Here is a 21,074-nt window from a genome sequence, read left to right as displayed (position 1 = left end):
TCAGCGCTCCAAAGTGGCTTTCTTGATTTCGATCGGGGTCAGCGGCACGTTCTGGTGCGGCCCCTTGTTGCCGGTCGGCACGACACGGATGCGGTCGACGACCTCCATGCCGGACACGACCTTGCCGAAGACGGTGTAGCCATGACCGTCCCGGGCATTCGCCTTGTCGAGGAAGACGTTGTTCCCGACATTGATGAAGAACTGCGCGGTGGCCGAGTTGGGATCGGGCGTGCGCGCCATCGCCACCGTGCCCCGGGCATTGAGCAGGCCGTTGTCGCTCTCGATCGGGATGGGGCCGCGGGTCGGCTTCTCGCTCATCTTCGCGTCCATGCCGCCGCCCTGGATCATGAAGCCGTCGATCACGCGGTGGAAGACGGTGCCGCCGTAGTGGCCGTCCTTCACGTACTGCAGGAAGTTCTCGACCGTCTTGGGCGCCTTGGCCGGTTCGAGCTGGATGACGATGTCGCCCATCGAGGTGCTCAGGCGCACCTTGGGCTCGGCGGCCGCAGCCGGCTGCTGCAGGCCGATCAGACCAAGCAGCAGCAAGGGCAGCAGCGCCGCCCCGCGCAGCGCAAGGCGGCGGCGGAGCGTGGGCAGGGACGGGAAGAAAGCGTGCATGACGATCCTCGGCGTGAAGGGGAGGGCCCGCGGGCGGGCGGGCAGCAGCCGCGGATTCTCCCGCAGACGCCGCAGCGCGCAGGCCGCAGGGCCCATGAAGCGGCTGCGGCCGGCAGGCGGCGCTGGCTATACTGATTTCGCTGCATCCGGGTCTGCGCCCTGCGGTGCACGCCCCGGGCCGCATGCCCGGCCGGGCCACGCCGCCCGACCGCATGCGGCCTTTGTCGTCTGGCCCCTCTCCCTCGCCCGCCCGTCCCGACCCGCAGGGTCCGCTGCGGTGTCTGCCCATGAGCCTGCGCATCCACAACTCCCTGAGCCGCCGCCTCGAAGACTTCGTGCCCCTGGAGGCGGGTCGGGTGCGGATGTACGTCTGCGGCATCACGGTCTACGACCTCTGCCACGTTGGCCATGCGCGCACCATGACCGTCTTCGACGTGGTGCAGCGCTGGTTCAAGGCCAGCGGCTTGCAGGTGAGCTACGTCCGCAACATCACGGACATTGACGACAAGATCATCAAGCGCGCCGTCGAGCGCGGCCTCAGCGTGCGGGCCCTGACCGAACAGATGATCGCGGCCATGCATGCGGACTTCGACGCCATCGGCCTGCAGCGCCCCGACCAGGAGCCGCGCGCGACCGACTATGTGCCGCAGATGCTCGACCTGATCGGCCGCCTGGAGCGCCAGGGCCTGGCCTATGCCGACGGTCGCGGCGACGTGAACTACGCGATCCGCAAGTTCCCCGGCTACGGCCGCCTCTCGGGCAAGTCGCTCGACCAGCTGCGCGCCGGCGAACGCGTCGCCGTGGCCGACGGCAAGGACGATCCGCTGGACTTCGTGCTCTGGAAGGCCGCCAAGCCCGAGGAGCCTGAAGAGGTCAAGTACGACTCGCCCTGGGGCCCGGGCCGGCCGGGCTGGCACATCGAGTGCTCGGCCATGGGCTGCGCCCTGCTCGGCGAGCAGTTCGATCTGCATGGTGGCGGCCTGGACCTGCAGTTCCCGCACCACGAGAACGAGATCGCGCAGAGCGACGGGGCCTTCCATCTCGGCAGCGGGCGCAGCTTCGTCGGCCTGTGGATGCACAGCGGCTTCCTCAATGTCGACAACGAGAAGATGTCCAAGAGCCTGGGCAACTTCTTCACCATCCGCGACGTGCTGCGGCACTACGACGGCGAGACCATCCGCTTCTTCATGCTGCGCGTGCACTACCGCAGCCCCTTCAACTACAGCGATGCCGGCCTCGACGATGCCCGCGCCGGCCTGAAGCGGCTCTACACCGCGCTGGCCGAAGCCCCGGCCGTGGACACGCCCGCGGCCATCGACTGGACCGATCCCCATGCAGCCCGCTTCAAGGCGGCAATGGACGAGGACTTCAACACCCCGGTCGCCGTGGCGCTGCTGTTCGAACTGGTGGCCGAGCTCAACCGCAGCAAGTCGCCCGCCGTGGCCGGCCTGCTCAAGGCCCTGGCCGGTACCCTGGGCCTGCTGCAGCAAGTGCCGCAGGCCTGGCTGCAGGGCGGGGCGGCCGGGGCGTCGGACGATGCCGAGGGCGCCGCCATCGAGGCCCTGATCGCCGCCCGGGCCGCGGCCAAGGCCGCCCGCGACTTCGCCGCGGCCGACCGCATCCGCGCCGAGCTGACGGCCCGCGGCATCGTGCTGAAGGACAGCGCCCAGGGCACGACCTGGGTGCGGGCCTGAGCCCCGGATCGCGCGTGGTGCCCCCCTTGCGCCCCGTTCCCCCGCCGGCCCCGGTGCCGACGGCGGACCTCGACCAGCCGGGACTGACGCCGCCCTACTGGGACGAAGCCTGCCGGCATCTGGCGCGCCGTGACCGCGTGCTCAAGAAGCTCATCCCGCAGTTCGGCGCGGCACGGCTGCACAGCCGCGGCGACGCCTTCACCACCCTGGCCCGCTCCATCGTCGGCCAGCAGATCTCGGTCAAGGCCGCGCAGTCGGTCTGGCTGCGGCTCAATGCCGTGGCCTTCGGCGACCTGCCCGACAGCCCGCCGCCGGCCGGCGAGCGCCCGGCGCTGCTGCCGGCGCAACTGCTCGATCTGCCGGTCGAGGGCCTTCGCGCTGCCGGCTTGTCGGCCCGCAAGGTCGAGTACCTGCGCGACCTGGCCGCGCACTTCGCGGCCGGCAGCGTGCATGTGGAGGCCTGGGCCGGCATGGACGACGAGGCCATCATCGAGGAGCTGGTCGCGATTCGCGGCATCGGCCGCTGGACGGCCGAGATGTTCCTCATCTTCCACCTGCTGCGGCCGAACGTGCTGCCGCTCGACGATGTCGGCCTGATCAAGGGCATCAGCCGCAACTACTTCAGCGGCGAGCCGGTGTCGCGGGCCGAGGCCCGCGAAGTCGGCGAGGCCTGGGCGCCCTACCGCTCGGTGGCGACCTGGTACCTCTGGCGCAGCCTCGATCCCCTGCCCGTCGACTACTGAAGCCTGCGGCCCCGGCCGCCGCCGTTTTTCGGTGCCCCCGCTTTTGCGAGAATGCCGAGTCAAAGACGAAGGCCCTGCGGCCCCCGATCCGCGCCGACCGACAAGGATCCCCGCGCATGAGCAAGAAGCATTTCCTGGAGTTCGAGCAGCCCATCGCCGAACTCGAAAACAAGATCAATGAGCTGCGTTACGTCCAGAGCGAGTCGGCCGTCGACATCTCGGAAGAGATCGACCGGCTCGGCAAGAAGAGCTTGCAGCTCACCAAGGACATCTACGCCAACCTGACGCCCTGGCAGGTCACGCAGATCGCCCGTCATCCGCAGCGGCCCTACACGCTCGATTACGTGACGGAGATCTTCACCGACTTCCAGGAACTGCACGGCGACCGACATTTCGCCGACGACCAGTCCATCGTCGGCGGCCTCGCCCGCTTCAACGGCCAGGCCTGCATGGTCATCGGCCACCAGAAGGGCCGCGACACCAAGGAGCGTGCCGCACGCAACTTCGGCATGAGCCGGCCCGAGGGCTACCGCAAGGCCCTGCGGCTGATGAAGCTGGCCGAGAAGTTCGGCCTGCCGGTCTTCACCTTCATCGACACGCCCGGCGCCTATCCCGGCATCGGCGCCGAGGAGCGCGGCCAGTCCGAGGCCATCGGCCGCAACATCTTCGAGATGGCGCAGCTCGAGGTGCCCATCATCGCGACCATCATCGGCGAGGGCGGCTCGGGCGGCGCGCTCGCCATCGGCGTCGGCGACCAGGTGCTGATGCTTCAGTTCTCGGTCTATTCGGTGATCTCGCCGGAAGGCTGCGCCTCCATCCTGTGGAAGACGGCCGAGCGCGCCAGCGATGCGGCCGAGGCCATGGGCATCACCGCCCACCGCCTCAAGGCCCTGGGCCTGGTCGACAAGATCGTCAACGAGCCGGTCGGCGGGGCGCATCGCGACACCAAGCAGATGGCCGCTTACCTCAAGCGCGCCCTGGCCGACACACTGCGCCAGATCGACGACCTGAAGCCGCGCGAGCGCCTGGCGCAACGCTACGAGCGCCTCAAGGGCCTGGGCCGCTTCAGCGACACCAAGGCCCGCTGAGCGGCACCGCCGGCCGGCCCGCCCTGCCTTGGCCGCGCAGCGTGCCGAGCGCCCCGGCCGACATGCCGGCCGCTGATCCCGTCGATCCCGGCCCTGTGCCGGACGCGGACGGGCCGCCTGCCGGCCCCCCGGGCTTCGCCGTCGCCTGGAGCGGCGGCCGCGATTCCACCGCCCTGCTGCATGCCAGCCTGCGCGTCGCGCGGGGCCTGGGCCTGCGGGTGCACGCCTTCCACATCGACCATGGCCTGCAAGCGGCTTCGGCCGACTGGGCGCGCCGCTGCGCGGCCCAGGCGGCGCGCTGGGCACGGGCGGGCGCGCCCTTGCGCTTTGCCAGCCGGCGCCTGGAAGGCCGGCCCGGACCGGGCGACAGCGTCGAGGCCTGGGCGCGCGAGGGCCGCCGCGCGGCGCTGGCCGCGCTGGCCCGCGAAGCCGGTGTCGACCTGCTGCTGCTGGCCCACCATGCCGGCGACCAGGCCGAGACCGTGCTGCTCCAGGCCCTGCGCGGCGCCGGCCCGGCCGGCCTGGCCGCCATGCCGGCGCGGCAATGGCGCCAGGGCCTGTGCTGGGCCCGGCCCTGGCGCGAGCAGCCGCGCCGCGCGATCGAGGCCTATCTGCGCCGCCACCGCTTGCGCTGGATCGAGGACCCGAGCAATGCCGAGCCCGTCCATGCCCGCAACCGCCTTCGGCAGCACGTGTGGCCGGCGCTGGACAGTGCCTTTCCGCAGGCCGGGTCGGCCCTCCTGCGCCTGGCCCGGCATGCCGCCGAGGCGGCCGAGAACCTGCGCGCCCTGGCCGAGAGCGACCTGGCCCTGCTCGGCCCGGCCGCGACCCAGGCCCTGCCGCTCGTCCCCGTGCTCGACCACCCGCCCGCGCGTGCGCGCCTGCTGCTGCGTCACTGGATCGAGCGGCAGAGCGGCCACCCGGTGCCGGCCGACCGTTTCGAATCGCTGTGGCTGGCCCTGACCGCCGGACGCGGCCCGGCCGCCTGGCCCTGGCCGGGCGGGCAATTGCGGCGCTACCGCGGCCTGCTGCGCTGGGGGGCCACCGCCGAGGGCTGCGTGCCGGACGCGCCGCCCGCCGGCCTGCGCGCCGAGCCGCTGCCGATCGACAGCCCCGAGCCCGGCCTGCCGCCCGACTGGCTGCCCCGCCTGGAGGCCCGCGCCCGGCAGGGCGGCGAGCGCTTCCAGGCCGGGCCCGGCCGGCCGCCGCGCGCGCTCAAGAAGCAGTTCCAGGCCGCCGGCCTGCCGGCCTGGGCGCGTCAGGCGCCGCTGTTCTTCCTCGGCGAGACCCTGGTCTTCGTGCCCGGCCTGGGCCTGGACGCGCGCTGCGCCCTGGGGCCCGGCCAGCCCCGGCTGCGACTGGTCTGGCAGCCTGAGGGCGGCCGTCCTGCCGCAGGCGGGCTCGCCTAGAATCGCGGGTTTTCCGCGGGCCTGGCCCGCCCGTCCTACCCCCTTCCCATGGCCCTGATCGTTCACAAGTACGGCGGCACCTCGATGGGCTCGACCGAGCGCATCCGCAGCGTTGCCAAGCGCGTTGCCAAGTGGGTCGGCGCGGGTCACCAACTGATCGTCGTGCCCTCGGCGATGAGCGGTGAGACCAACCGACTGCTCGGCCTTGCCAAGGAACTGCTGCCCGATGCGCGCAGCGCGTCCGCCCGCCGCGAGCTCGACATGATCGCCAGCACCGGCGAGCAGGTCTCCGTCGGCCTGCTGGCCCTGGCGCTTCAGGCCGAGGGCGTGCCCTCGGTCAGCTACACCGGCTGGCAGGTGCCGGTGCGCACCGACAGCAGCTACACCAAGGCGCGCATCGAATCCATCGACGACGTTCGCGTGCGCGCCGATCTGGCCGCCGGCCGCGTCGTCGTCATCACCGGCTTCCAGGGCATCGACGAAGAAGGCCACATCACCACCCTCGGCCGGGGCGGCAGCGACACCTCGGCCGTGGCCGTGGCCGCAGCCCTGAAAGCCGACGAGTGCCTGATCTACACCGACGTCGACGGCGTCTACACCACCGACCCGCGCGTGGTGCCGGAAGCCCGCCGCTTGCAGACCATCTCCTTCGAGGAGATGCTGGAAATGGCCAGCCTCGGCAGCAAGGTGCTGCAGATCCGCTCGGTCGAATTCGCCGGCAAGTACCGCGTGCCGATGCGCGTGCTGTCGAGCTTCACCCCCTGGGACATCCCGGTCGATGAAGAGGCCCGCTCGGGCACGCTGATCACTTTCGAGGAAGACGAGAAGATGGAAAAGGCTGTCGTGTCCGGCATCGCGTTCAACCGCGACGAGGCCAAGATCACCGTGGTGGGCGTGCCCGACAAGCCCGGCATTGCTTCGAAGATCCTCGGCCCCGTGGCCGCGGCCAACATCGATGTCGACGTGATCCTGCAGAACGTCTCCCACGAGGGCAAGACCGACTTCAGCTTCACCGTGCACCGCAACGACTTCCAGCGCACGCTGGACCTGCTCAAGGGCGGTGTGGCCCAGGACCTGGGTGCGGCCGATGTGGTCGGCGACGCCAAGATCGCCAAGGTCTCGATCGTTGGCATCGGCATGCGCTCGCATGCCGGCGTGGCCAGCACCATGTTCCGCGCGCTGAGCGAGGAGAACATCAACATCAAGATGATCACCACCAGCGAGATCAAGACCAGCGTGGTGATCGACGAGAAGTACATGGAACTGGCCGTGCGCGCCCTGCACAAGGCCTTTGACCTGGACCAGGCCGCCGCCTGAGGCGAAGGCCTGCGGGGCGTGCGTGCAACGCCGCGCGCATCAGCGCATGAGCCCGGGGCAGCAGGCCCCGGCTTTGCGGCATAATCGCAAGTCTTCGCCGGAGTCGTGACCGAGTGGCCGAAGGTGCTCCCCTGCTAAGGGAGTATGCGCGCTAAAACGTGCATCGAGGGTTCGAATCCCTCCGACTCCGCCAAAGCACCCCCAAAATGGCCCCCTGTGGGCCATTTTTCATGGGCGAAAGCCTGCAAAATCAAGCACTTGCGCGGGTCGGACCGGAGTGAACCCCCACAAATCCGGCGATCGCCCACGGTGCACCACAGATAGCGTGTAGGCACCGGGGTAGGCACCGCGCAGGGAGTGCGCAGGATGCCTACAAACACACTGACGGACGCCGGCTGCAAGGCGATCAAGCCCGGGCCGAAGGCCAGCAAGCACTTCGACGGTGGCGGGCTGTACCTGTGGGTGTCGCCCAGCGGGGCCAAGGTGTGGCGGCTGGCGTACCGGCTGGCCGGCAAGCCTCAGACGATGAGCTTGGGGCCCTACCCGCTGATCGGCCTGGCCGCGGCGCGCGCCAAGCGCGATGAGGTGCGCCGGGCGCTGCTCGAGGGCCAGGACCCGATGCAGGACCGGCGCAAGGCGCCGCCGGCCGAGCTGACGCTGCGCCAAGCGTGCCTGGACTACTGGGACGGGCGCAAGGATGCCTCCGAGGGCTACCTGCTGAACGTGCGGCGGGCGCTGGAGCGCCACGTGTACCCGCATGTGGGCGAGCTGCCCCTGTCGCGCGTGGATCGAGACGCGGTGCTTGACGTGCTGCTGCGCATGGACCGGGCCGGGCTGCACGTGTACGTGCGCAAGGTGCGGCTGTGGGTGAGCCTGGCGCTCGACCGGCAGGTCGAGCTGGGCAAGATGCCGCTTAACCCCTGCGCCCTGATCAAGCCCGACAAGGTGCTGGGCCGGGCGAAGGTGCAGCACTTCGCGGCGCTTGAGCTGCATGAGGTGCCGGCGCTGCTGCAGCGCCTGGCCCTGGAGGGGCCGCTGCCCTCAGCCCAGGCCTGCCGGCTGCTGGCGCTGACATGGGTGCGCACGGGCGAGCTGCGCGCGATGCGCTGGGATGAGGTGGACGGCGACCTGTGGCGCATCCCGGCCGCACGCATGAAGATGGACCGCGACCACCTGGTGCCGCTGAGCCGGCAGGCCCTGGCCGTGCTGGCCGAGCTGCGGGCGGTGCATCGGGGCGGGCCCTATGTGTTCCCGGGCGACCGGACGACGGCGCGGCCGATGAGCGAGAACGCGGTGCTCTACCTGCTGCACCGCATCGGCTACAAGGGCCGGATGACGGGGCACGGGTGGCGCACGGTGGCCAGCACCTGGGCCAATGAGGCGGGCTACCGGCCCGACGCGATCGAGCGGCAGCTTGCCCATGCGCCCGATGATGATGTGCGGGCGGCCTACAACCGGGCGGAATACCTGCCGGAGCGGCGGGGGATGTTGCAGGCTTGGGGGGATTGGGTGGAAACCTGCCTGCTGCTAAAGTGACTCTGCGGCTGTAGGTATCCCTAGGTTGGCTGAGTTCATCAACCGTCTTATTCTGCATTGGAAGGTTAAGTGCAAATGGATTGCGAAAATCTAGCCAAGATTTTGAATCTCGTTGGTATAGCGCTTAACCTTATAGGTGTTGTGGTGCTTTACCTAGCTTCGCCGCTAAACGTAAGCGTTGTGGATGGGGGGGATTTGGATGCCCCGGCAGCCAAAAATTTTGAAGAACATGCCGCCGTCAAGAAAAACAATAGGCGAATGACTTGGGCTGTCTTCTTGATTATTCAGGGTTGTATTTTTCAGTTCGTTGGCAATCTGCTTGCCTAATCAATCATCCGGCAGCGAGTATTGCCACCTTCCGAGCACAGCGACCACGGCGGCCGGCAGGGGGCGTGCAACGATCTCTGCACGAGCGCCGGTCCAGCCTGCGCACAGGCGGCCAAACTCCATGCCTTCGGGGGTTAGGCGCGGGTTGCTCACGGAATCCTCAAGTTCCGCGCCGCCAGGGTGCTGTGATACCAGCCCTGCCGCTTGGGCGTGATGTTGATGTCTAGGGGCGGCAGGCGGTCGGTCTGGATGTAGCGGCGGATTGTCTCGCCGCAGCAGTCGAAGGCGCGCTGCACGTCGCGGCGCCAGACGATGCGGTCGGGCTCGGTCGGGGCCGAGGCCGGGGCCTCGGCAGGGGTTTCGGGCGCGGGGCTGTTCATGCGGCGCGGGAATAGGGGTGGGGTGTTTCGTCGGCTTGCGCCGGCTGGGCTTGATCGGTGGCCAGCCGCTCCGCCGGCTGGCTGGCCAGCGCCTGCTGCCGGCGCTGCATGGCGGCCAGGCGCACGCGGCTGAGCGTGGCTTCGGACCAGTCCGCTGCGCGAATGGCGGTCGGCCGGTCCACGGCCTCGGCCATCGCATCCTGCAGCTCGACGAGCTGGCGGGCGGCCACCAGCTCGGGGCCGGTGAAGCCGACGCGGCCGGTGCGGATCCAGCGATCGGCGACGGCCTGCACCAGATCCAGGCCGGCCTTCATCTGCTCGCGGGCGCTGTCGTCCCATGAGGGCGACAGCTCGGCGACGCGGCTCCAGGTGAGCACGCCGCCGGCCCATTGCCACAGCGTCTCGGCGTCGGCCTGGCCGGATGCGATGGCGTCGACGTGGACCAGGTGGCACAGGGCCAGGTCGCGCACCTGGTCGGGGGCCAGGGTGGGGCGCAGGCCGCGCGGGGGCACGGGCACGATGGGGCGGCGGTGGCAGCGTTTGCGGGTCATGGGGTGATGCCGTGCTGGTCGCGGGCTTGATCGGTCGTCTTGCCGTTCGGGTGCGCCGCGCACTTGCTGCACACGGGCGCCTCCTGCTGCACCGTCTTGCCACGCGCGGTCTTGCCTTGCCACCGCAGCACCTCGGTGCTGAGTTGCTGCGGGTAGCGCCACAGCCCGCACCGGCCGCACTGCTTCTGCCGCAGGCCAGCCTTGTGCTGCGCCTCGGCCCATTCGTGCCACGCCAGGTAGCCTTCGGGGGCCGGGTCGCCGGGTCTGTAGCGGCGCTGCTCCAGCACGCAAACCAGGGTGACGGGCTTTGACGCCGGCGGATCGGCATTGGTGTTGTGGGGGCTCATGTCTGCAAGATCTCCAGCCCCAGGATGGCCTGGTCGTACTGCGCCAGCGCCTGGGCGGCCAGCTCGTCGGCCTCGAGGATGCTGCCGGCGAAGCTGTGGTAATCGATCAGGGCCTGCCGGTCGGCGCGCAGCACTTCGAGGGCCAGGGCCAGGGCCTGGCCGGCGGTGTGCGAAGGGGTGGGGGTGCTCATGCGGCTGCTCCTTGAGCCACGCTAAGTCCAACCGCGACGGGGCGAACCCACACCGGCGCGGCGCTGAGTGAAAACGTCTGGCCGCTCCAGGCCAGCAGAAGCGTGCGGCCCATTTCGCTGGCGATGGCTTGAGCGGCATCGCTGGGCACCGCGTTGCCGATGCGCTCGCGCCAGGCCTGATCGCTCAGGCCGTCCAGCTCAAGCTGTTCCTCGGGGTCCACCAGGCTTTGCAGGGCGGCCAGCTCCAGCGTGGTGAACGGCCGGTGCCAAGTGCCATCCTCAGCGGCGATCACGGCCACCAGGTTGTCGGTTGCGGCTGGCATGCGCGGGTCGGCCACGGACCAGCGGCCGTTGTCGTGGCATGCAGCCGCGCTCACGGCGCCGCTGGGTTCGTCCATGCGCACCACGCCGTAGTGCCCGCCGGTCAGGTAGGCGCCTCGGTCGGCGGCCATGCCGCTGCGCGGGTCGGCCACCGCGAAGGCGCCCTGGCCGGTGGTGCTGCCGCTGATGACGGTGCCGGCCGGCTCGGCCCAAGGCGTGACCGCGTACTTGCCGAAGGTCGGGCCGTCGCGGCGTGGATCCGCCACGCAGCCGCCCACCGCCCCTGTGCCCCCGGTGACGGCCTGCGCGTGGTCTGCGTATCGCACCACTCGGAAGGCGTTGTTGTGCAGCACGCCCGGGCAGCGCGGATCGGCCACCGAGTGCGCGCCGCCGCCGGCGGCCGACTGGCCGGTCACCGCGCCGCTGGTGTCGGCCCACCGGCGCACGCCGTACTGCTGGTACTGCGCGGCCGCGTCGGCGGCGCGGGGGTCGGCGACGCTGAAGGCGCCGTTGAGCGGCAGGCTCTCGCCCGCCACGGCGCCGGCGGTCTCGTCCCAGCCGCGCACGCCCAGGCCGCCGCGGAACATGGTGGGCACAACCAAGTAGTCGCGCAGCACGCCGTCGGCCACGGCCAGCCGGTTCAGGCTGCGCCAGTCGCTGCCGGCCTCGACGAAGGCCAGCCGGATCCAGGTCTTCCACTGCAGAGCCGGCACCCGGTGCATGGGCCCGGCGCGCAGGTCGCCTGGCAGCAGCATGCGGCCCAGCACGTCGCCCACGGCGCGCAGGGGCCGGCGCGCCGGCTCGTACAGCAGCGGGGGCACCTTGGCGATGTGGCGGGCCACCAGCAGGAAGCGCTTGCGGCTCTGCGCCAAGCCGCCCAGCTCGCCGCAGTCGTGCGTGGTCTCGGCCGTGGCGTAGCCGTAGCTGCGCAGCATCGCGGTGATGCGGTCCAGCAGCGCGCGGCCACGGGTGGCCAGGCGGGGCACGTTCTCGAACAGCACCAGCTCGGGCGGGTCGTCGGCCCAGGCTTCGAGCATCAGCCACACGCCGCGCAGCGTCAGCCGGTTCAGGGCCTGGTACTTGGCGGTCTTGCTCTTCGTCTCGGAAAGCAGGCCCGAGAAGCCCTTGCAGGGCGCCGACAGGAACACGATGTGCGGGCGCTCGCCGCCGGCGGCGCGCTGGATGTCTTGCGGCGTGGCCTCGCGCCAGTCCGGGCCCGGCTCGTGGCCATGGAAGGCGGTGAACTGCTCACGGTCGAACATGTCCAGCACGGTGCCGGGCACGCCGGCCAGCGCCTTGAAGTCGCGCATGGCGGCGGCATCGTTGTCGATGCCGCCGATGCAGCGGAAGCGGGCCACCAGGTTGCCCACGCGGGCCGCGCCGCGGTTGAAGCCGCGGGCGCCGCCGCCGAGGCCGGCGAACAGGTGGAAGTGGCGAATCTCGCAGGGCGTGAGCATCAGCGGCCCCCCTTTTCGTACACGCTGCGCAGGTACAGGGCCAGCTCGCGGTTGTCGGCGCCCAGGGTGCGGCGCTGGTCGGCGGCGCCCATCTTGTCGTCGTGGCCTGCGTCCAGGGACAGGTGCATCAGCTCCAGCAGGGCATCGGCGGCGGCCTCCAGCTTGTCGGCGGCCTTGAGGGCGCCTTTGCGGTAGGCGGCTTCGGCGCGGGCCTGGGCCTTGCGGTCGCGGTCGCTGGTCCAGTCGTCGCCGGCCATGGCGAGCTGCTGCGGCTGCGGGGCGGGCGGGGCCAGGGGCTCGCCGTGGGGGCTGTACAGGATGTTGTGCATGGCGGGGCCGGGCTCAAGCCAGATGAAACACGCTGGCGCCGCGCACCGCGGTGCGGTGCGGGCGTGCGGGCGGGTGCGTAGGGGAGGTGGCTTGGCGCCGGGCCTGGCTCTGTTTGACGCCGCGCAGCAGGGCGGCTTCGTGCGCCGGGCTGCGGCGCCAGCCTTGTTCGATGAGCCAGGCCCAGCGCTGCTTGCAGCTGCCGTGCATTTGGTGCTTGGGGGCCAGGCATGCGGTGTGGCCGCAGCGGGTCCAGTAGTAGGTGCCGGCCGGGGCCCACTGGCCGCCGTGGGTGAGTGCGTAGATGAGCTGGGCCACGGGGGCGTTGCGGGCGGCGCCGGGCGCGTCGTTCCGAGACAGTCGAGCAAGCGGGTAGCCGGCGCCGTGGTACTTGGCGCCCCGCCACAGCCAGCAGCCGCTGTCGGGGTCGACGTAGCAGCGTTGCATGACGTCGTCCAGCGTCTTGAGGCGGGGCTTAGCCATGGCGCAGCAGCTCCTCGATGCGGGCACGGGCGGCGCTGTCGAGGGCGTGGCACTGCTGGCCGCTGCGCCAGCGCAGGGTGTCGCCGTAACGGCTGGGGATGAGGTGGCGGTGGCAGGCGGCCTGCCGGGGCAGGGGGGCGCCGATGTGGGCGGGCAGGGCCTCGGTGGGGATGCCGCCGCGGGCGCCGGGGCGGATGGGCAGGCCATGCGCGCCGAAGTGGGTGTCGGGTCCAGGCCGGTGGCTGGGGCCGTCTGTGGCGGGCTGCAGGTCTTGGCCGAGGGCGCTGCTGCGCAGGCTGTCCAGCCCGGTGGCGGTGAGGGTGAGGACGGACTCGGCAGGCCGGCTGGCCGACTCATCGACCAGGATCCAGCCGCAGCGGACGGCGGATTGCACCGCGCGGATCAGCTCGATGCCGCTGAGGGTGGTGGTGCCCAGGCCGATCTGCGCGCAAGCGCGTGCGGTGGCCATCCGGCCGCTTTGCCGGGCCAGGTACGCCATCACCCGCAGGGTGCGGCTTTCGCGCCGGCTGGTGTCGGGGCGGTTGGTGGTGCTGGTGTCCGAGGTGGACACGCGCAGGCTGGCGGCGCGGCTCATGCGGCTTGGGGGCCGGGCTGGGCGGCTTCGGTCAGGTCAAGCTCCAGGCAGGCTTCCAGCAGGCCTTCGTAGGTGTGCAGCCAGGCCTGGGCCCAGGCGCTGGCGGGCATGGCGGCGCGCTCGGGCGTGTGCAGGCTGATCCACGCGGCGGGGCGCACGTTGCCGGCTTGCAGCTCTTCGGGCAGCGGGGCGTGGGCGGGCATGAGGTCGCGCCAGGCGGTGCGGGTGGCGATTTCGTCAGCGGCCAGCACGGTGCAGGCGGCGCGGGCGCGCAGCTCGTGCCGCAGGCCCAGGGCCAGGGCCATGTGGCGGTGGTGGTGTTGCTCGATCCGGTCGAGGTCGCTCCACAGGCCGTCGCCGTGCTGGGTGTGGCGCAGGGCCACGCGCAGGCTGTAGGGGGTGTCGCCCAGCACGGTGGCCAGGGCGTGGTGGGTGAGCGCGGCCAGGCGCATGCGGGGGCAGGTGATGCCGCGGTTGCGGGTGACGATCTCTTCGATCAGCAGGCTGTGCTCGGCCAGGCTGTAGGCGCGGGCCGGGGCGCCGGCCCAGCGGTTGATGTGGGCGAGCTGGTGGGCCACGGTGTCGGCCGTGACTTGCAGGTAGGCGGCCGGGGTGTGGCTGGGGTGGTGCAGCACGGGCACGCTGGCACCGCTGGCCAGCACGGTGGCGGTGGCGGCGGGGTTGCTGGCCACGGCTTGCTGCGCAGCGTGGGCCAGGGCTTGGGGGGTGGTGGGCATGGGGGTGTCTCCTCGATGCGGGTGGGCAGCAGGTGCGGCGTGGGCCCAGGCTCAGGCGCTGAGGCCGGCGTGCAGGCTGATGCCGATGAGGGTGAGGGTGATGTGGCCGGCCAGCACAAGGGCGGCCAGCAGGGCGGCGGCTTCGGCCGGGTGCGACACCCAGGTGACGTGGTGGGTGGGCGCTTCGCCCAGGCCGCAGGCCAGGGGGGTGGGGCACTGGGCGTGGTGCTGGCTGCAATCGGCCGGGCAGGGCCGGGCGGGCTGCTTGGGAGCGGGGCGCACCCAGGCCAGCACCAGGCCGGCGCTGAGGGTGGTGCTGTCCGACAGATCCAGCAGGCCGTCGAGGCTGACGGCGGCCAGCAGCAGCATCAGCAGCAGGCAGCCGATGCCGACGCAGTCGTCCACGCTGAGGCGGCCGGCCTGCTGGCTGGCGCTGGCGGCCTGGGCCTTGCGGGCACGGCGCAGGGTGGCGGCCACGTCGGTGGCGGCGGCGCTGCGGTAGCGCAGGGGCTTGCTGCCGGTGGTGCACAGCGGCCGGGTGGGCAGGGTGGCGCAGGCGGGGGGCGCCGGCTGGGGGCCGCCGGCGGGGTGGGCCATGCTGTCGATGGCGGCCTGCACGGTGGGGCTGGTGGTGGCCTGCGCGGCCAGCAGCTTGGGGTTGCCCAGGGCGATGCCGCCCAGGCGCTTGAAAAAGGTGTCGAGCATGGTGGGTGCCTCCTTCGTGGCGGGGTGGGGCGCGGCGGGCCTCAGGCGGCGCTGCGCTGGGGGGTGGCCAGGCAGGCCTGGGTGATGAGCCAGGGTGCGGCGGCGGGGCCGCTGTGCGCGTCGAGCGGGTAGGCCAGCACGCCGGCCACGCAGGGCCGGGCCAGTTGGCCGCGGATGAGCTGCAGGGCCCGGGCGCTGTCGCCGGCGATGCCGAGGACGGTGGGGTCCTCCAGCTGCTCGCGGTAGCCCCAGGGGCTGAGGGCATCGCGCAGCCGCCACAGGCGCAGCGGGTAGTCGAGCCCGGGCTCCAGCAGGTCGAGCAGGCTCAAGCGCACGCTGGGCTGCCAGTGGGGCGCGCCGCTCAGGGCGTGCTGCAGGGCGGCCTGGGTGGGGGGCGCGGGGCGCCGCACATCCAGCACCTGGCGCAGCACGCCGGTGGCGGGGTGCTTCAGGCGCAGCAGCTGGTCGGCCACGGCGCGCGGGGCGCGCAGGGCCACGGCCCGGCCGTGCTGGGTGGCGCTCAGGTTGCGGGTGCCGGGCTGCCACAGCACGGGCACGCCGGCCATGTGCAGCACCAGCATGCGGCCGCGCAGGTCGCGGCCGGCCCAGGGGGTGGGTGCGTGGGGGGTCATGCCGGCCTGCTCAGGTCTTGCGCTTGCAGCTCGCGGATGCCCAGCCCCCAGGTGCGGCGCACCTCGTCGCGGCCGTGGGTGCGGCAGGTGCGTTTGATCAACTCGGCGATGAGGCCGGTGTCCATCGGGATGAAGGCCGGCGTGTTGTGCCCATGGTGCGGCCGGCGCTTGGTGGGCCCGGGGCAGCTGTGGAAGAAGGCCGGGTAGCCGGTCATGGCCGCAAAGCCGGCCAGGTGCACATCGCGGCGGCATGTGCGAGCGGTGTGGATTGCTAGCTCGACATGGGCCAGCGTGATCCGCCGCGGTGCCGGCGTGGCCGGCGCGCTGGCGGCCTGGGCGGTGTGCTGCGCCGCGCTCATCAGGCCACCGGAGAGGTTTGGACCACGCAGGCGAGGTCGGAGTCCTGCGGCATCTGCATCACCGCAACGAGCTTCAGGCCGCCGTGGATCACGAGCGGATTGCTTGCACCTTGCTTGGCCTGCGTGCGCCACGCCCGAACCATCTGATGGATCGCAAGGATCTGCTCTTGGCTGAGGCGCGCGTCGGTTTGAAGGACGAGCGCATCGCCCGGGTTGATGAGGATGGGGCCTGAGTCGGCGGCGGGCGTCACTCCAGGCGTGGGCGCAGGGCATGAGCCGGCCTCACCTTGGGTGTGGCCGCTGGCGGCCTGGGCGGTGTGCATGAAGGTCCCCTTGGCCGCCCCTGCCAGCGGGTGCTGGCGGTGTGTGGGGGGCGGTTGGGGCGGATGTTAGGCGCGCCTACATTGCAGCGCAATAGGCTGGCCTAACTTTGTGTGTCCTTCAGGGGATGTGACGGCGTGTCCACATGCTTCTGTGGATGCGTCTGCCGGCAGGTCCACTGCTGGGCTTGGGGCATCCGGCGATGTGCCCAGCTACTGCTTTTTCTTGGCGCGCTCTGCAAGTACGTTACGCCAGCGGTCAGGCAGATCGAGCCAGACCGAGTAACTGTGTCCTGGTTGCGCCGGTCTGAGAACTTTGGCAACGCAGGTCGCACGCTTGACCCCTTTTAGCTCGCGTGCAAGGCGCTGCCGCACGTTTAGGGTAAGCGCTGCTGGTACATAACCGATGACTCTTCCGTGCATCAGCACTGCAACGGCATTACTATCCTTGACGTTGTTTTCATCACAAAAAAGCTCTGCCAGTCCTGCGAATGCTCGGTCGCTACTATTCGGGTTCTCGTCAAATGCTAAAAAAGACTCGGTGTAGTGGCTCTCGCCAACAACCTCCCATTGAAAAACGCCAGGCCCTTGTATGTCTGCCCTGGCTGCAAATGCGCGTCCATCAACCTTGTTTGAACTGCTGGCTTGCGCCCTTGCCTGGCCGCTCTGGGAGCTTCGCTGCTGCGTCCGGGCTGGGCCGCGCTCCTCAGGCAGGAACAATCTGATGATTGCCCCCAAGATTGCAAAGATCAGCTTTGTCAATTCGATGATGAGCTTCATGGCTTGAGGTCGAGACGATGTGTAGCAATGTTCGGTCGCATCAATCCCGGTCGCCACCCTCTTTGGGGGTTCTTGACTTGCTGTAGTCGTGCAGTAAGTAAACTTGGGCGGTTCTTATGCTGCGCGGTTGTTGAGCTTTGACATGTCAACAAAGGCGCGAATATATGACTCGATCATTTGGAGTTGATCCGCTGGCAATGCGCGAATGTCGCTTGCATTGAAGGATTTAAAAGGCCAATCGCTATCGTAGTCCGGTCGTGGCTCTTCTGCTGTTGGGCTGCTCGCAATCGTGCCCTCCCACTCAGGCAAGCCAAGCCCGGTTTCAAGCCAATCGCGCGAGCATCCCAGGTACTCGGCTGCTTTGCGCAGCGAGCTTGATTTAAGAGTTTTGGTTTCGCCAGAAAACCACTGTGATACTGATGGGGCTTTGACGCCGCAGTAGGCGGCGAGTCCAGCTTGGCTGGTCCCGGGCTTGCGCGCGAGGGCGCGCTTCAGGCGGTCGGCTAGGCTACTCATAAGCCAAGCCTAAGACCCAGATTGTTAGGTGTGCCTTGCTTTGAGTGTTAGGTGCACCTATCATGCCGGGATGACTCACCCGATTGATCTGGCTGGCGGCCCCGCCAAGGTCGCAAAGATTTGCGGCGTCAGCGCGCCGAGCTGCGTCCAGTGGCGTAGGGACGGTGTACCCATCAAGCGTGCAGTGCAGATCGAGCAGGGCACGGGCCGCCAGGTCATGCGCTGGGACCTGCGCCCCCTCGACTGGCACGAGATCTGGCCCGAGCTGATCGGCTTGCCCGGTGCACCGGCGCTGCCGCAGCCGCTGCACCGGGCTGACGCCGCCCCAGTTGCCCCCCAAGCCGCCTCCGCCGCGAAGGAGGCGGCCTGCCATGAGTGAATCCGCCAAGCGCGCCATGGCGCCGGAGCCTTTGCCCAGGGCTGAAGCTGACAAGCTGCTGTCGTCCATGCCCGCATCCTGCGCCCTGGGTGTTGCCGCAGTGCCCCCCATCATGGGGGCCAGCGCTGCCCGGGGCTTGCTGGCCCGGGCGGGGGCGGCGGTTTCGCAGGCGGGCTGGGCGGTGCTGGCGCGCACGCTGGCCGGCTGGCCGGGCCTGCGCCTGGCTTTGCTGGGGCGGGCGATTCGCACGCCGTACACGCACATCACTTCGGCCGATGGGCGCGAGGTGTACATGGCGCGCTATTGGCTGGCCAACCCCTACGGCCGCACGGCCGATGGCGAGCAGGGGCCGGCCCGCTGGCGCTGGCTGCCCAGCGTGCGGCTGCACTGGATCATGCGGGAGGACTTGGACCGCCATCTGCACGATCACCCCTGGAATGCGCGCACGCTGGTGCTGCGGGGTTGGTACAAGGAGCAGCGCATCGAGGGCGAGGCGATTCGCTCGGCCGGCTACACGGGGCGGCTGCTGTTCGGGCAGTACCACCGGATCACGGAGGTTTCCCCGGGCGGGGTGATGACGTTGTTCATCACGTGGCGCAAGCGCGGCACGTGGGGCTTTCTGGTGGATGGGCATAAGGTGCCCTGGCGCCAGTACCTGGCCGATGAGGCTGCACGCGCGGCGCGGCTGCGCCAGGCGCAGGCCGAGCAGCTTGATGTGCCGCAGGGCCAGGCCGGGGGTGCGCTTTGAGCGGCCCGGGGCTGAAGCCGGCGCGGCCGACGAAGGCGCGCTTGCTGCTGGTGCAGCTTTCCCGCGGCTGGATGACGGCGCTGGATGCGCTGCAGGCGGTGGGCTTGATGACGCTGCCGCAGCGGGTGCATGACTTCCGTGAGGCGGGCATCCTGGTCGAGGACCAGTGGCACCGGCCGGATGGCCGGGGGCCTACGACGGTGAAGCAGTACCGCCTGGCCATGCCGCTGGACGATGCGCTGCGCTTGTGGGATGAGCGCGCGACGACGGTGGCGGATGCCGAGCCGGCGGCACCATCAGGGCCTGCGGCAGCTTCGGGCGGGGTGGCGTGATGCGGCCCCGTGGCGAGGTGCGGCAGGCGCTGCTGGAGGCGCTGCGGGTGCTGGGCCGGGCGCACTATCGGGCGCTGGCTGAGCGGGCGCGGGTGGGCTTTGAGGCGGCGCGTGTTGCCCTGAAGAACATGCGGCGCTGCGGCGATGTGGTGCCGGTGGGTTCGGCCAGGCTGCCGGGGGTGTGCAAGCCGCTGGTGGTGTATGCCCTGGGCACGGTGCAGGGCCTGGCCAACTCGGCCCAGGCGGGTGCTGTGGCGCGGGTCAGCGCGGTGCTGGGCTGGTGGGCGGCGGTGCCGCTGCCGGCCGGGCCGGGGCCAGGCGGGGTGGCATGATGGGCGCACCGACCACGCGGGACCGCCTGGAGCGGGCGCCAGACTTCGTGATGGTGGGCGGGGGCGAGCTGCAGCGGCAGCGGGGCCTTTCGCTGCTGGCGCGGGTGCTGCTGCTTGAGCTGCTGGCGATTGCCGACCATGCGACGGGCGCGGTGCGCACGAGCTACATGGCGCTCGAGGTGGTGTGCGGGGTGGACCCGGCCGCCAACGGCCGCACGCGCGATGACGTGACGCGCAGGCGCCTGCGCGATGCGCTGGACGAGCTGGAGGCGAAGGCCCTGGTGCGCCGCGATGCGGTGCGCAACGAGAAGACGGGGGCGCTTTTTTTGCGGCTTCCAGGTCGAGCTGGCCTCAGTGCGCCCAAGGGGGAAGAGGGCAGGGTTTCGGCGGGTTGTGGACAACCCAAAATCCGTGTGCCGACAAGCACTTACCAGCGCCGCCACCGAAGAAGCGGGCAGGGTTTGGGGCAGGTGGCTCAAGAGCCTAGTTCTCTAACTGCGAAGCATGTCTTGGGGGGTAGTTATCCACAGGGCAGCGCAACGGCACGGGCAGATCGGCCTGCTGAGGAACAACTGGGCCAGGCCCCCCCAAGGGGGCCAGGACTGGCGGCAGCGCCGCCACGCCCCCCTGCCGCAGTGAGCCGCCCCGCGCGGGCGGTGTGGCAGACACAAGCGGCTCTTGAAGGGGGAGGTCTGCCCAGGGCAGAGCTGCCTGCGCCCGATGGAGGCGCACCGAGGGTGCTGGGCGAGCTGCTGGGCCTCGATCCGCCGCCGGATGGCGCGCGAAGGGTGGCCGACTTGCTGGCTGCGCTGGAGGCCCGTGGCCTGCCGCGGCCGAGCTGACATTCAAACGATTTGAAGGGTTGCGCGATGAGGCGTGTGGAGCTGATGCACCTGCGGTTGGAGCGGTGGGGCATGTGGCGCTTGATGCAGGGCTCGGGCAAGCTGGGCTTTGCGGGGGTACGCCTGGGCGCGGCGGCGCTGGAGGCGCGCGACCCGTGGGGCGCGCAGGCGGTGGTGCCGATCAGCGATGTGGAGGGCAGCGAGACGGATGCCGCGGTGCGGGCCCTGGGCGACGAGCTGCGCCAGACGGTGGAGGCGGCCTACCTGGGCCGCGGCACGGTGGGCGATCGAGCGGCGCGTCTGGGCATCAGCCGGGCGGCCTGGAAGGAGCGGCTGTGCCGGGCCGACCTGGCCCTGCAGGCCTGGCTGGCCGAGCGCGAGCGGCAGGCGGCCGAGCGCAGGCAGGTGCTGCTGCGCGGGGTGCTGCCGGCCGTGCCGGCGGTGCGGGGGCTCACGCGATGAGCCGGGGGGTTTTACACCTTAGCCATACCCGGTACATTGCAGGCACGCTGGGGGCTTTTGCGGGTTCCCGGCGGTTCACGTTCGAGGTGACTCCTGGGGTGTTGGGTGCGGCCGACTGCTTGAAAGAGCGTCGGCCGCACCGCTTTCTGCGCTGCCATCGTGCCGACGGCAGCGCCTAAGCCGTGCACGGTGTGCGGCCGGACTGTGGCCGGCGGCGGATCGCGCTGCGAGCTGCACCCGAAGCAGGCCTGGGCCAAGCCCGAAGGTCACAAGCGGCGGGCCGGCTGGTGGCTGCACCAGCAGCGGGTGAGGCTGTTCCGGCGTGCGCCCTGGTGCGTGCACTGCGAGCGCCAGGGCCTGAAGGTGCTGGCAACGCAGCGGGATCACATCGTGCCGCTGAGTGAGGGCGGCCTCGACGAAGAGGCCAACACCCAGGGCCTGTGCGACGGCTGCCACCAGGTCAAGAGCGAGGTCGAGCGCCTTCGAGCCATCGCTCGACGCAGGGGAGGGGGGCGGTAAAAGTCCAGCCCCCCACCGACAGAACCG

The 21,074-nt window shown here is 70.6% G+C and carries 30 protein-coding genes and 1 tRNA gene; 15 read left to right on the top strand and 16 right to left on the bottom strand.

All coding sequences use genetic code 11. The annotated features are described in order from the left end of the window. Complete coding sequence (locus tag JI742_RS10050; RefSeq protein WP_201826130.1) at window positions 1-618, bottom strand: peptidylprolyl isomerase; 618 nt, start codon at window positions 616-618, stop codon at window positions 1-3. 287 nt (window positions 619-905) lie between these two features. Between JI742_RS10050 and cysS the strand changes: the two genes are divergently transcribed. The 8 genes from cysS (at window position 906) to JI742_RS13915 (ending at window position 8,732) form a co-directional block, all read left to right on the top strand. Continuing rightward, window positions 906-2,312 carry a cysteine--tRNA ligase gene (gene cysS, locus JI742_RS10045; protein WP_201826128.1) on the top strand — a complete coding sequence of 469 codons (1,407 nt, stop codon included), beginning with the start codon at window positions 906-908 and terminating at the stop codon, window positions 2,310-2,312. A 26-nt stretch (window positions 2,313-2,338) separates the two neighbouring features. Next, on the top strand, window positions 2,339-3,055 hold the full coding sequence (locus JI742_RS10040) for a DNA-3-methyladenine glycosylase family protein (protein WP_236676853.1): 717 nt from the start codon (window positions 2,339-2,341) through the stop codon (window positions 3,053-3,055). A 116-nt stretch (window positions 3,056-3,171) separates the two neighbouring features. Further along, window positions 3,172-4,143: an acetyl-CoA carboxylase carboxyltransferase subunit alpha gene (locus JI742_RS10035; protein WP_201826126.1), complete on the top strand. Its 972-nt coding sequence runs from the start codon at window positions 3,172-3,174 to the stop codon at window positions 4,141-4,143. Between the two features lie 62 nt (window positions 4,144-4,205). Continuing rightward, a complete protein-coding gene (gene tilS / locus JI742_RS10030) occupies window positions 4,206-5,552 on the top strand; it encodes a tRNA lysidine(34) synthetase TilS (RefSeq protein ID WP_201826124.1) in 1,347 nt (448 codons plus the stop codon). Between the two features lie 48 nt (window positions 5,553-5,600). Further along, a complete protein-coding gene (locus JI742_RS10025) occupies window positions 5,601-6,869 on the top strand; it encodes an aspartate kinase (RefSeq protein WP_201826122.1) in 1,269 nt (422 codons plus the stop codon). 99 nt (window positions 6,870-6,968) lie between these two features. Then, window positions 6,969-7,062: transfer RNA gene (locus JI742_RS10020), tRNA-Ser, on the top strand. Window positions 7,063-7,235: 173 nt separating this feature from the next. Then, window positions 7,236-8,405: a tyrosine-type recombinase/integrase gene (locus JI742_RS10015; RefSeq protein WP_201826119.1), complete on the top strand. Its 1,170-nt coding sequence runs from the start codon at window positions 7,236-7,238 to the stop codon at window positions 8,403-8,405. A gap of 75 nt (window positions 8,406-8,480) precedes the next feature. Beyond that, window positions 8,481-8,732 (top strand): hypothetical protein, encoded by a 252-nt coding sequence (locus tag JI742_RS13915; RefSeq protein WP_236676852.1) that lies wholly within the window; start codon window positions 8,481-8,483, stop codon window positions 8,730-8,732. A 149-nt stretch (window positions 8,733-8,881) separates the two neighbouring features. On the opposite strand, the gene JI742_RS10010 is transcribed toward JI742_RS13915, so the two are convergent. The 15 genes from JI742_RS10010 to JI742_RS09940 all read right to left on the bottom strand — a co-directional run bounded on the left by JI742_RS10010 (window position 8,882) and on the right by JI742_RS09940 (window position 17,433). Continuing rightward, complete coding sequence (locus JI742_RS10010) at window positions 8,882-9,112, bottom strand: hypothetical protein (RefSeq protein ID WP_201826117.1); 231 nt, start codon at window positions 9,110-9,112, stop codon at window positions 8,882-8,884. Continuing rightward, a complete protein-coding gene (locus JI742_RS10005; RefSeq protein ID WP_201826115.1) occupies window positions 9,109-9,663 on the bottom strand; it encodes a hypothetical protein in 555 nt (184 codons plus the stop codon). The genes JI742_RS10010 and JI742_RS10005 overlap by 4 nt, the downstream gene beginning before the upstream one ends. Further along, window positions 9,660-10,010 carry a hypothetical protein gene (locus JI742_RS10000; protein ID WP_201826113.1) on the bottom strand — a complete coding sequence of 117 codons (351 nt, stop codon included), beginning with the start codon at window positions 10,008-10,010 and terminating at the stop codon, window positions 9,660-9,662. The genes JI742_RS10005 and JI742_RS10000 overlap by 4 nt, the downstream gene beginning before the upstream one ends. After that, window positions 10,007-10,201 (bottom strand): hypothetical protein, encoded by a 195-nt coding sequence (locus JI742_RS09995; protein ID WP_201826111.1) that lies wholly within the window; start codon window positions 10,199-10,201, stop codon window positions 10,007-10,009. Before JI742_RS09995 ends, JI742_RS10000 begins: the two co-directional genes overlap by 4 nt. Beyond that, on the bottom strand, window positions 10,198-11,979 hold the full coding sequence (locus tag JI742_RS09990) for a DNA cytosine methyltransferase (RefSeq protein WP_201826108.1): 1,782 nt from the start codon (window positions 11,977-11,979) through the stop codon (window positions 10,198-10,200). Before JI742_RS09990 ends, JI742_RS09995 begins: the two co-directional genes overlap by 4 nt. Next, on the bottom strand, window positions 11,979-12,308 hold the full coding sequence (locus JI742_RS09985) for a hypothetical protein (protein WP_201826106.1): 330 nt from the start codon (window positions 12,306-12,308) through the stop codon (window positions 11,979-11,981). The genes JI742_RS09990 and JI742_RS09985 overlap by 1 nt, the downstream gene beginning before the upstream one ends. A 13-nt stretch (window positions 12,309-12,321) precedes the next feature. Further along, window positions 12,322-12,789, bottom strand: coding sequence for a hypothetical protein (locus tag JI742_RS09980; RefSeq protein ID WP_201826104.1), 468 nt, complete (start codon window positions 12,787-12,789; stop codon window positions 12,322-12,324). After that, a complete protein-coding gene (locus tag JI742_RS09975) occupies window positions 12,782-13,384 on the bottom strand; it encodes a hypothetical protein (protein WP_201826102.1) in 603 nt (200 codons plus the stop codon). The genes JI742_RS09980 and JI742_RS09975 overlap by 8 nt, the downstream gene beginning before the upstream one ends. Next, window positions 13,381-14,121: a hypothetical protein gene (locus JI742_RS09970; protein WP_201826100.1), complete on the bottom strand. Its 741-nt coding sequence runs from the start codon at window positions 14,119-14,121 to the stop codon at window positions 13,381-13,383. Before JI742_RS09970 ends, JI742_RS09975 begins: the two co-directional genes overlap by 4 nt. 51 nt (window positions 14,122-14,172) lie before the next feature. After that, window positions 14,173-14,826 carry a hypothetical protein gene (locus JI742_RS09965; RefSeq protein WP_201826098.1) on the bottom strand — a complete coding sequence of 218 codons (654 nt, stop codon included), beginning with the start codon at window positions 14,824-14,826 and terminating at the stop codon, window positions 14,173-14,175. A gap of 41 nt (window positions 14,827-14,867) precedes the next feature. Further along, on the bottom strand, window positions 14,868-15,458 hold the full coding sequence (locus JI742_RS09960; RefSeq protein ID WP_201826096.1) for a hypothetical protein: 591 nt from the start codon (window positions 15,456-15,458) through the stop codon (window positions 14,868-14,870). Then, on the bottom strand, window positions 15,455-15,817 hold the full coding sequence (locus tag JI742_RS09955) for a hypothetical protein (RefSeq protein WP_201826094.1): 363 nt from the start codon (window positions 15,815-15,817) through the stop codon (window positions 15,455-15,457). Before JI742_RS09955 ends, JI742_RS09960 begins: the two co-directional genes overlap by 4 nt. Then, complete coding sequence (locus JI742_RS09950) at window positions 15,817-16,140, bottom strand: hypothetical protein (RefSeq protein ID WP_201826091.1); 324 nt, start codon at window positions 16,138-16,140, stop codon at window positions 15,817-15,819. The genes JI742_RS09955 and JI742_RS09950 overlap by 1 nt, the downstream gene beginning before the upstream one ends. Before the next feature lie 210 nt (window positions 16,141-16,350). Then, window positions 16,351-16,917 (bottom strand): hypothetical protein, encoded by a 567-nt coding sequence (locus JI742_RS09945; RefSeq protein WP_201826090.1) that lies wholly within the window; start codon window positions 16,915-16,917, stop codon window positions 16,351-16,353. 114 nt (window positions 16,918-17,031) lie between these two features. After that, window positions 17,032-17,433 carry a helix-turn-helix domain-containing protein gene (locus JI742_RS09940; protein ID WP_201826088.1) on the bottom strand — a complete coding sequence of 134 codons (402 nt, stop codon included), beginning with the start codon at window positions 17,431-17,433 and terminating at the stop codon, window positions 17,032-17,034. Window positions 17,434-17,503: 70 nt separating this feature from the next. Here JI742_RS09940 and JI742_RS09935 point away from each other — a divergent pair, with 70 nt between their 5' ends. The 7 genes from JI742_RS09935 (at window position 17,504) to JI742_RS09905 (ending at window position 21,047) form a co-directional block, all read left to right on the top strand. Beyond that, complete coding sequence (locus tag JI742_RS09935; RefSeq protein WP_201826086.1) at window positions 17,504-17,812, top strand: transcriptional regulator; 309 nt, start codon at window positions 17,504-17,506, stop codon at window positions 17,810-17,812. Continuing rightward, window positions 17,805-18,560: a hypothetical protein gene (locus tag JI742_RS09930; RefSeq protein WP_201826084.1), complete on the top strand. Its 756-nt coding sequence runs from the start codon at window positions 17,805-17,807 to the stop codon at window positions 18,558-18,560. The genes JI742_RS09935 and JI742_RS09930 overlap by 8 nt, the downstream gene beginning before the upstream one ends. Next, window positions 18,557-18,892, top strand: coding sequence for a helix-turn-helix domain-containing protein (locus tag JI742_RS09925; RefSeq protein ID WP_350309650.1), 336 nt, complete (start codon window positions 18,557-18,559; stop codon window positions 18,890-18,892). The genes JI742_RS09930 and JI742_RS09925 overlap by 4 nt, the downstream gene beginning before the upstream one ends. Next, entirely contained in the window at window positions 18,889-19,224 is a 336-nt protein-coding gene (locus JI742_RS09920; RefSeq protein ID WP_201826080.1) for a hypothetical protein, read from the top strand. Before JI742_RS09925 ends, JI742_RS09920 begins: the two co-directional genes overlap by 4 nt. Next, window positions 19,221-20,066 (top strand): hypothetical protein, encoded by an 846-nt coding sequence (locus tag JI742_RS09915; protein ID WP_201826078.1) that lies wholly within the window; start codon window positions 19,221-19,223, stop codon window positions 20,064-20,066. Before JI742_RS09920 ends, JI742_RS09915 begins: the two co-directional genes overlap by 4 nt. Before the next feature lie 72 nt (window positions 20,067-20,138). Further along, window positions 20,139-20,528, top strand: coding sequence for a hypothetical protein (locus JI742_RS09910; protein WP_201826076.1), 390 nt, complete (start codon window positions 20,139-20,141; stop codon window positions 20,526-20,528). A gap of 189 nt (window positions 20,529-20,717) precedes the next feature. Next, window positions 20,718-21,047, top strand: a complete 330-nt coding sequence (locus tag JI742_RS09905) for an HNH endonuclease (protein WP_350309649.1) — start codon at window positions 20,718-20,720, stop codon at window positions 21,045-21,047. Window positions 21,048-21,074 lie beyond the last annotated feature (27 nt).

It is taken from the genome of Piscinibacter lacus (assembly GCF_016735685.1).
Classification (GTDB): Bacteria; Pseudomonadota; Gammaproteobacteria; order Burkholderiales; family Burkholderiaceae_C; genus Aquariibacter; species Aquariibacter lacus.
Note: the sequence above shows the minus strand (reverse complement) of the source record. Positions and strands in the feature narration are given on the sequence as shown.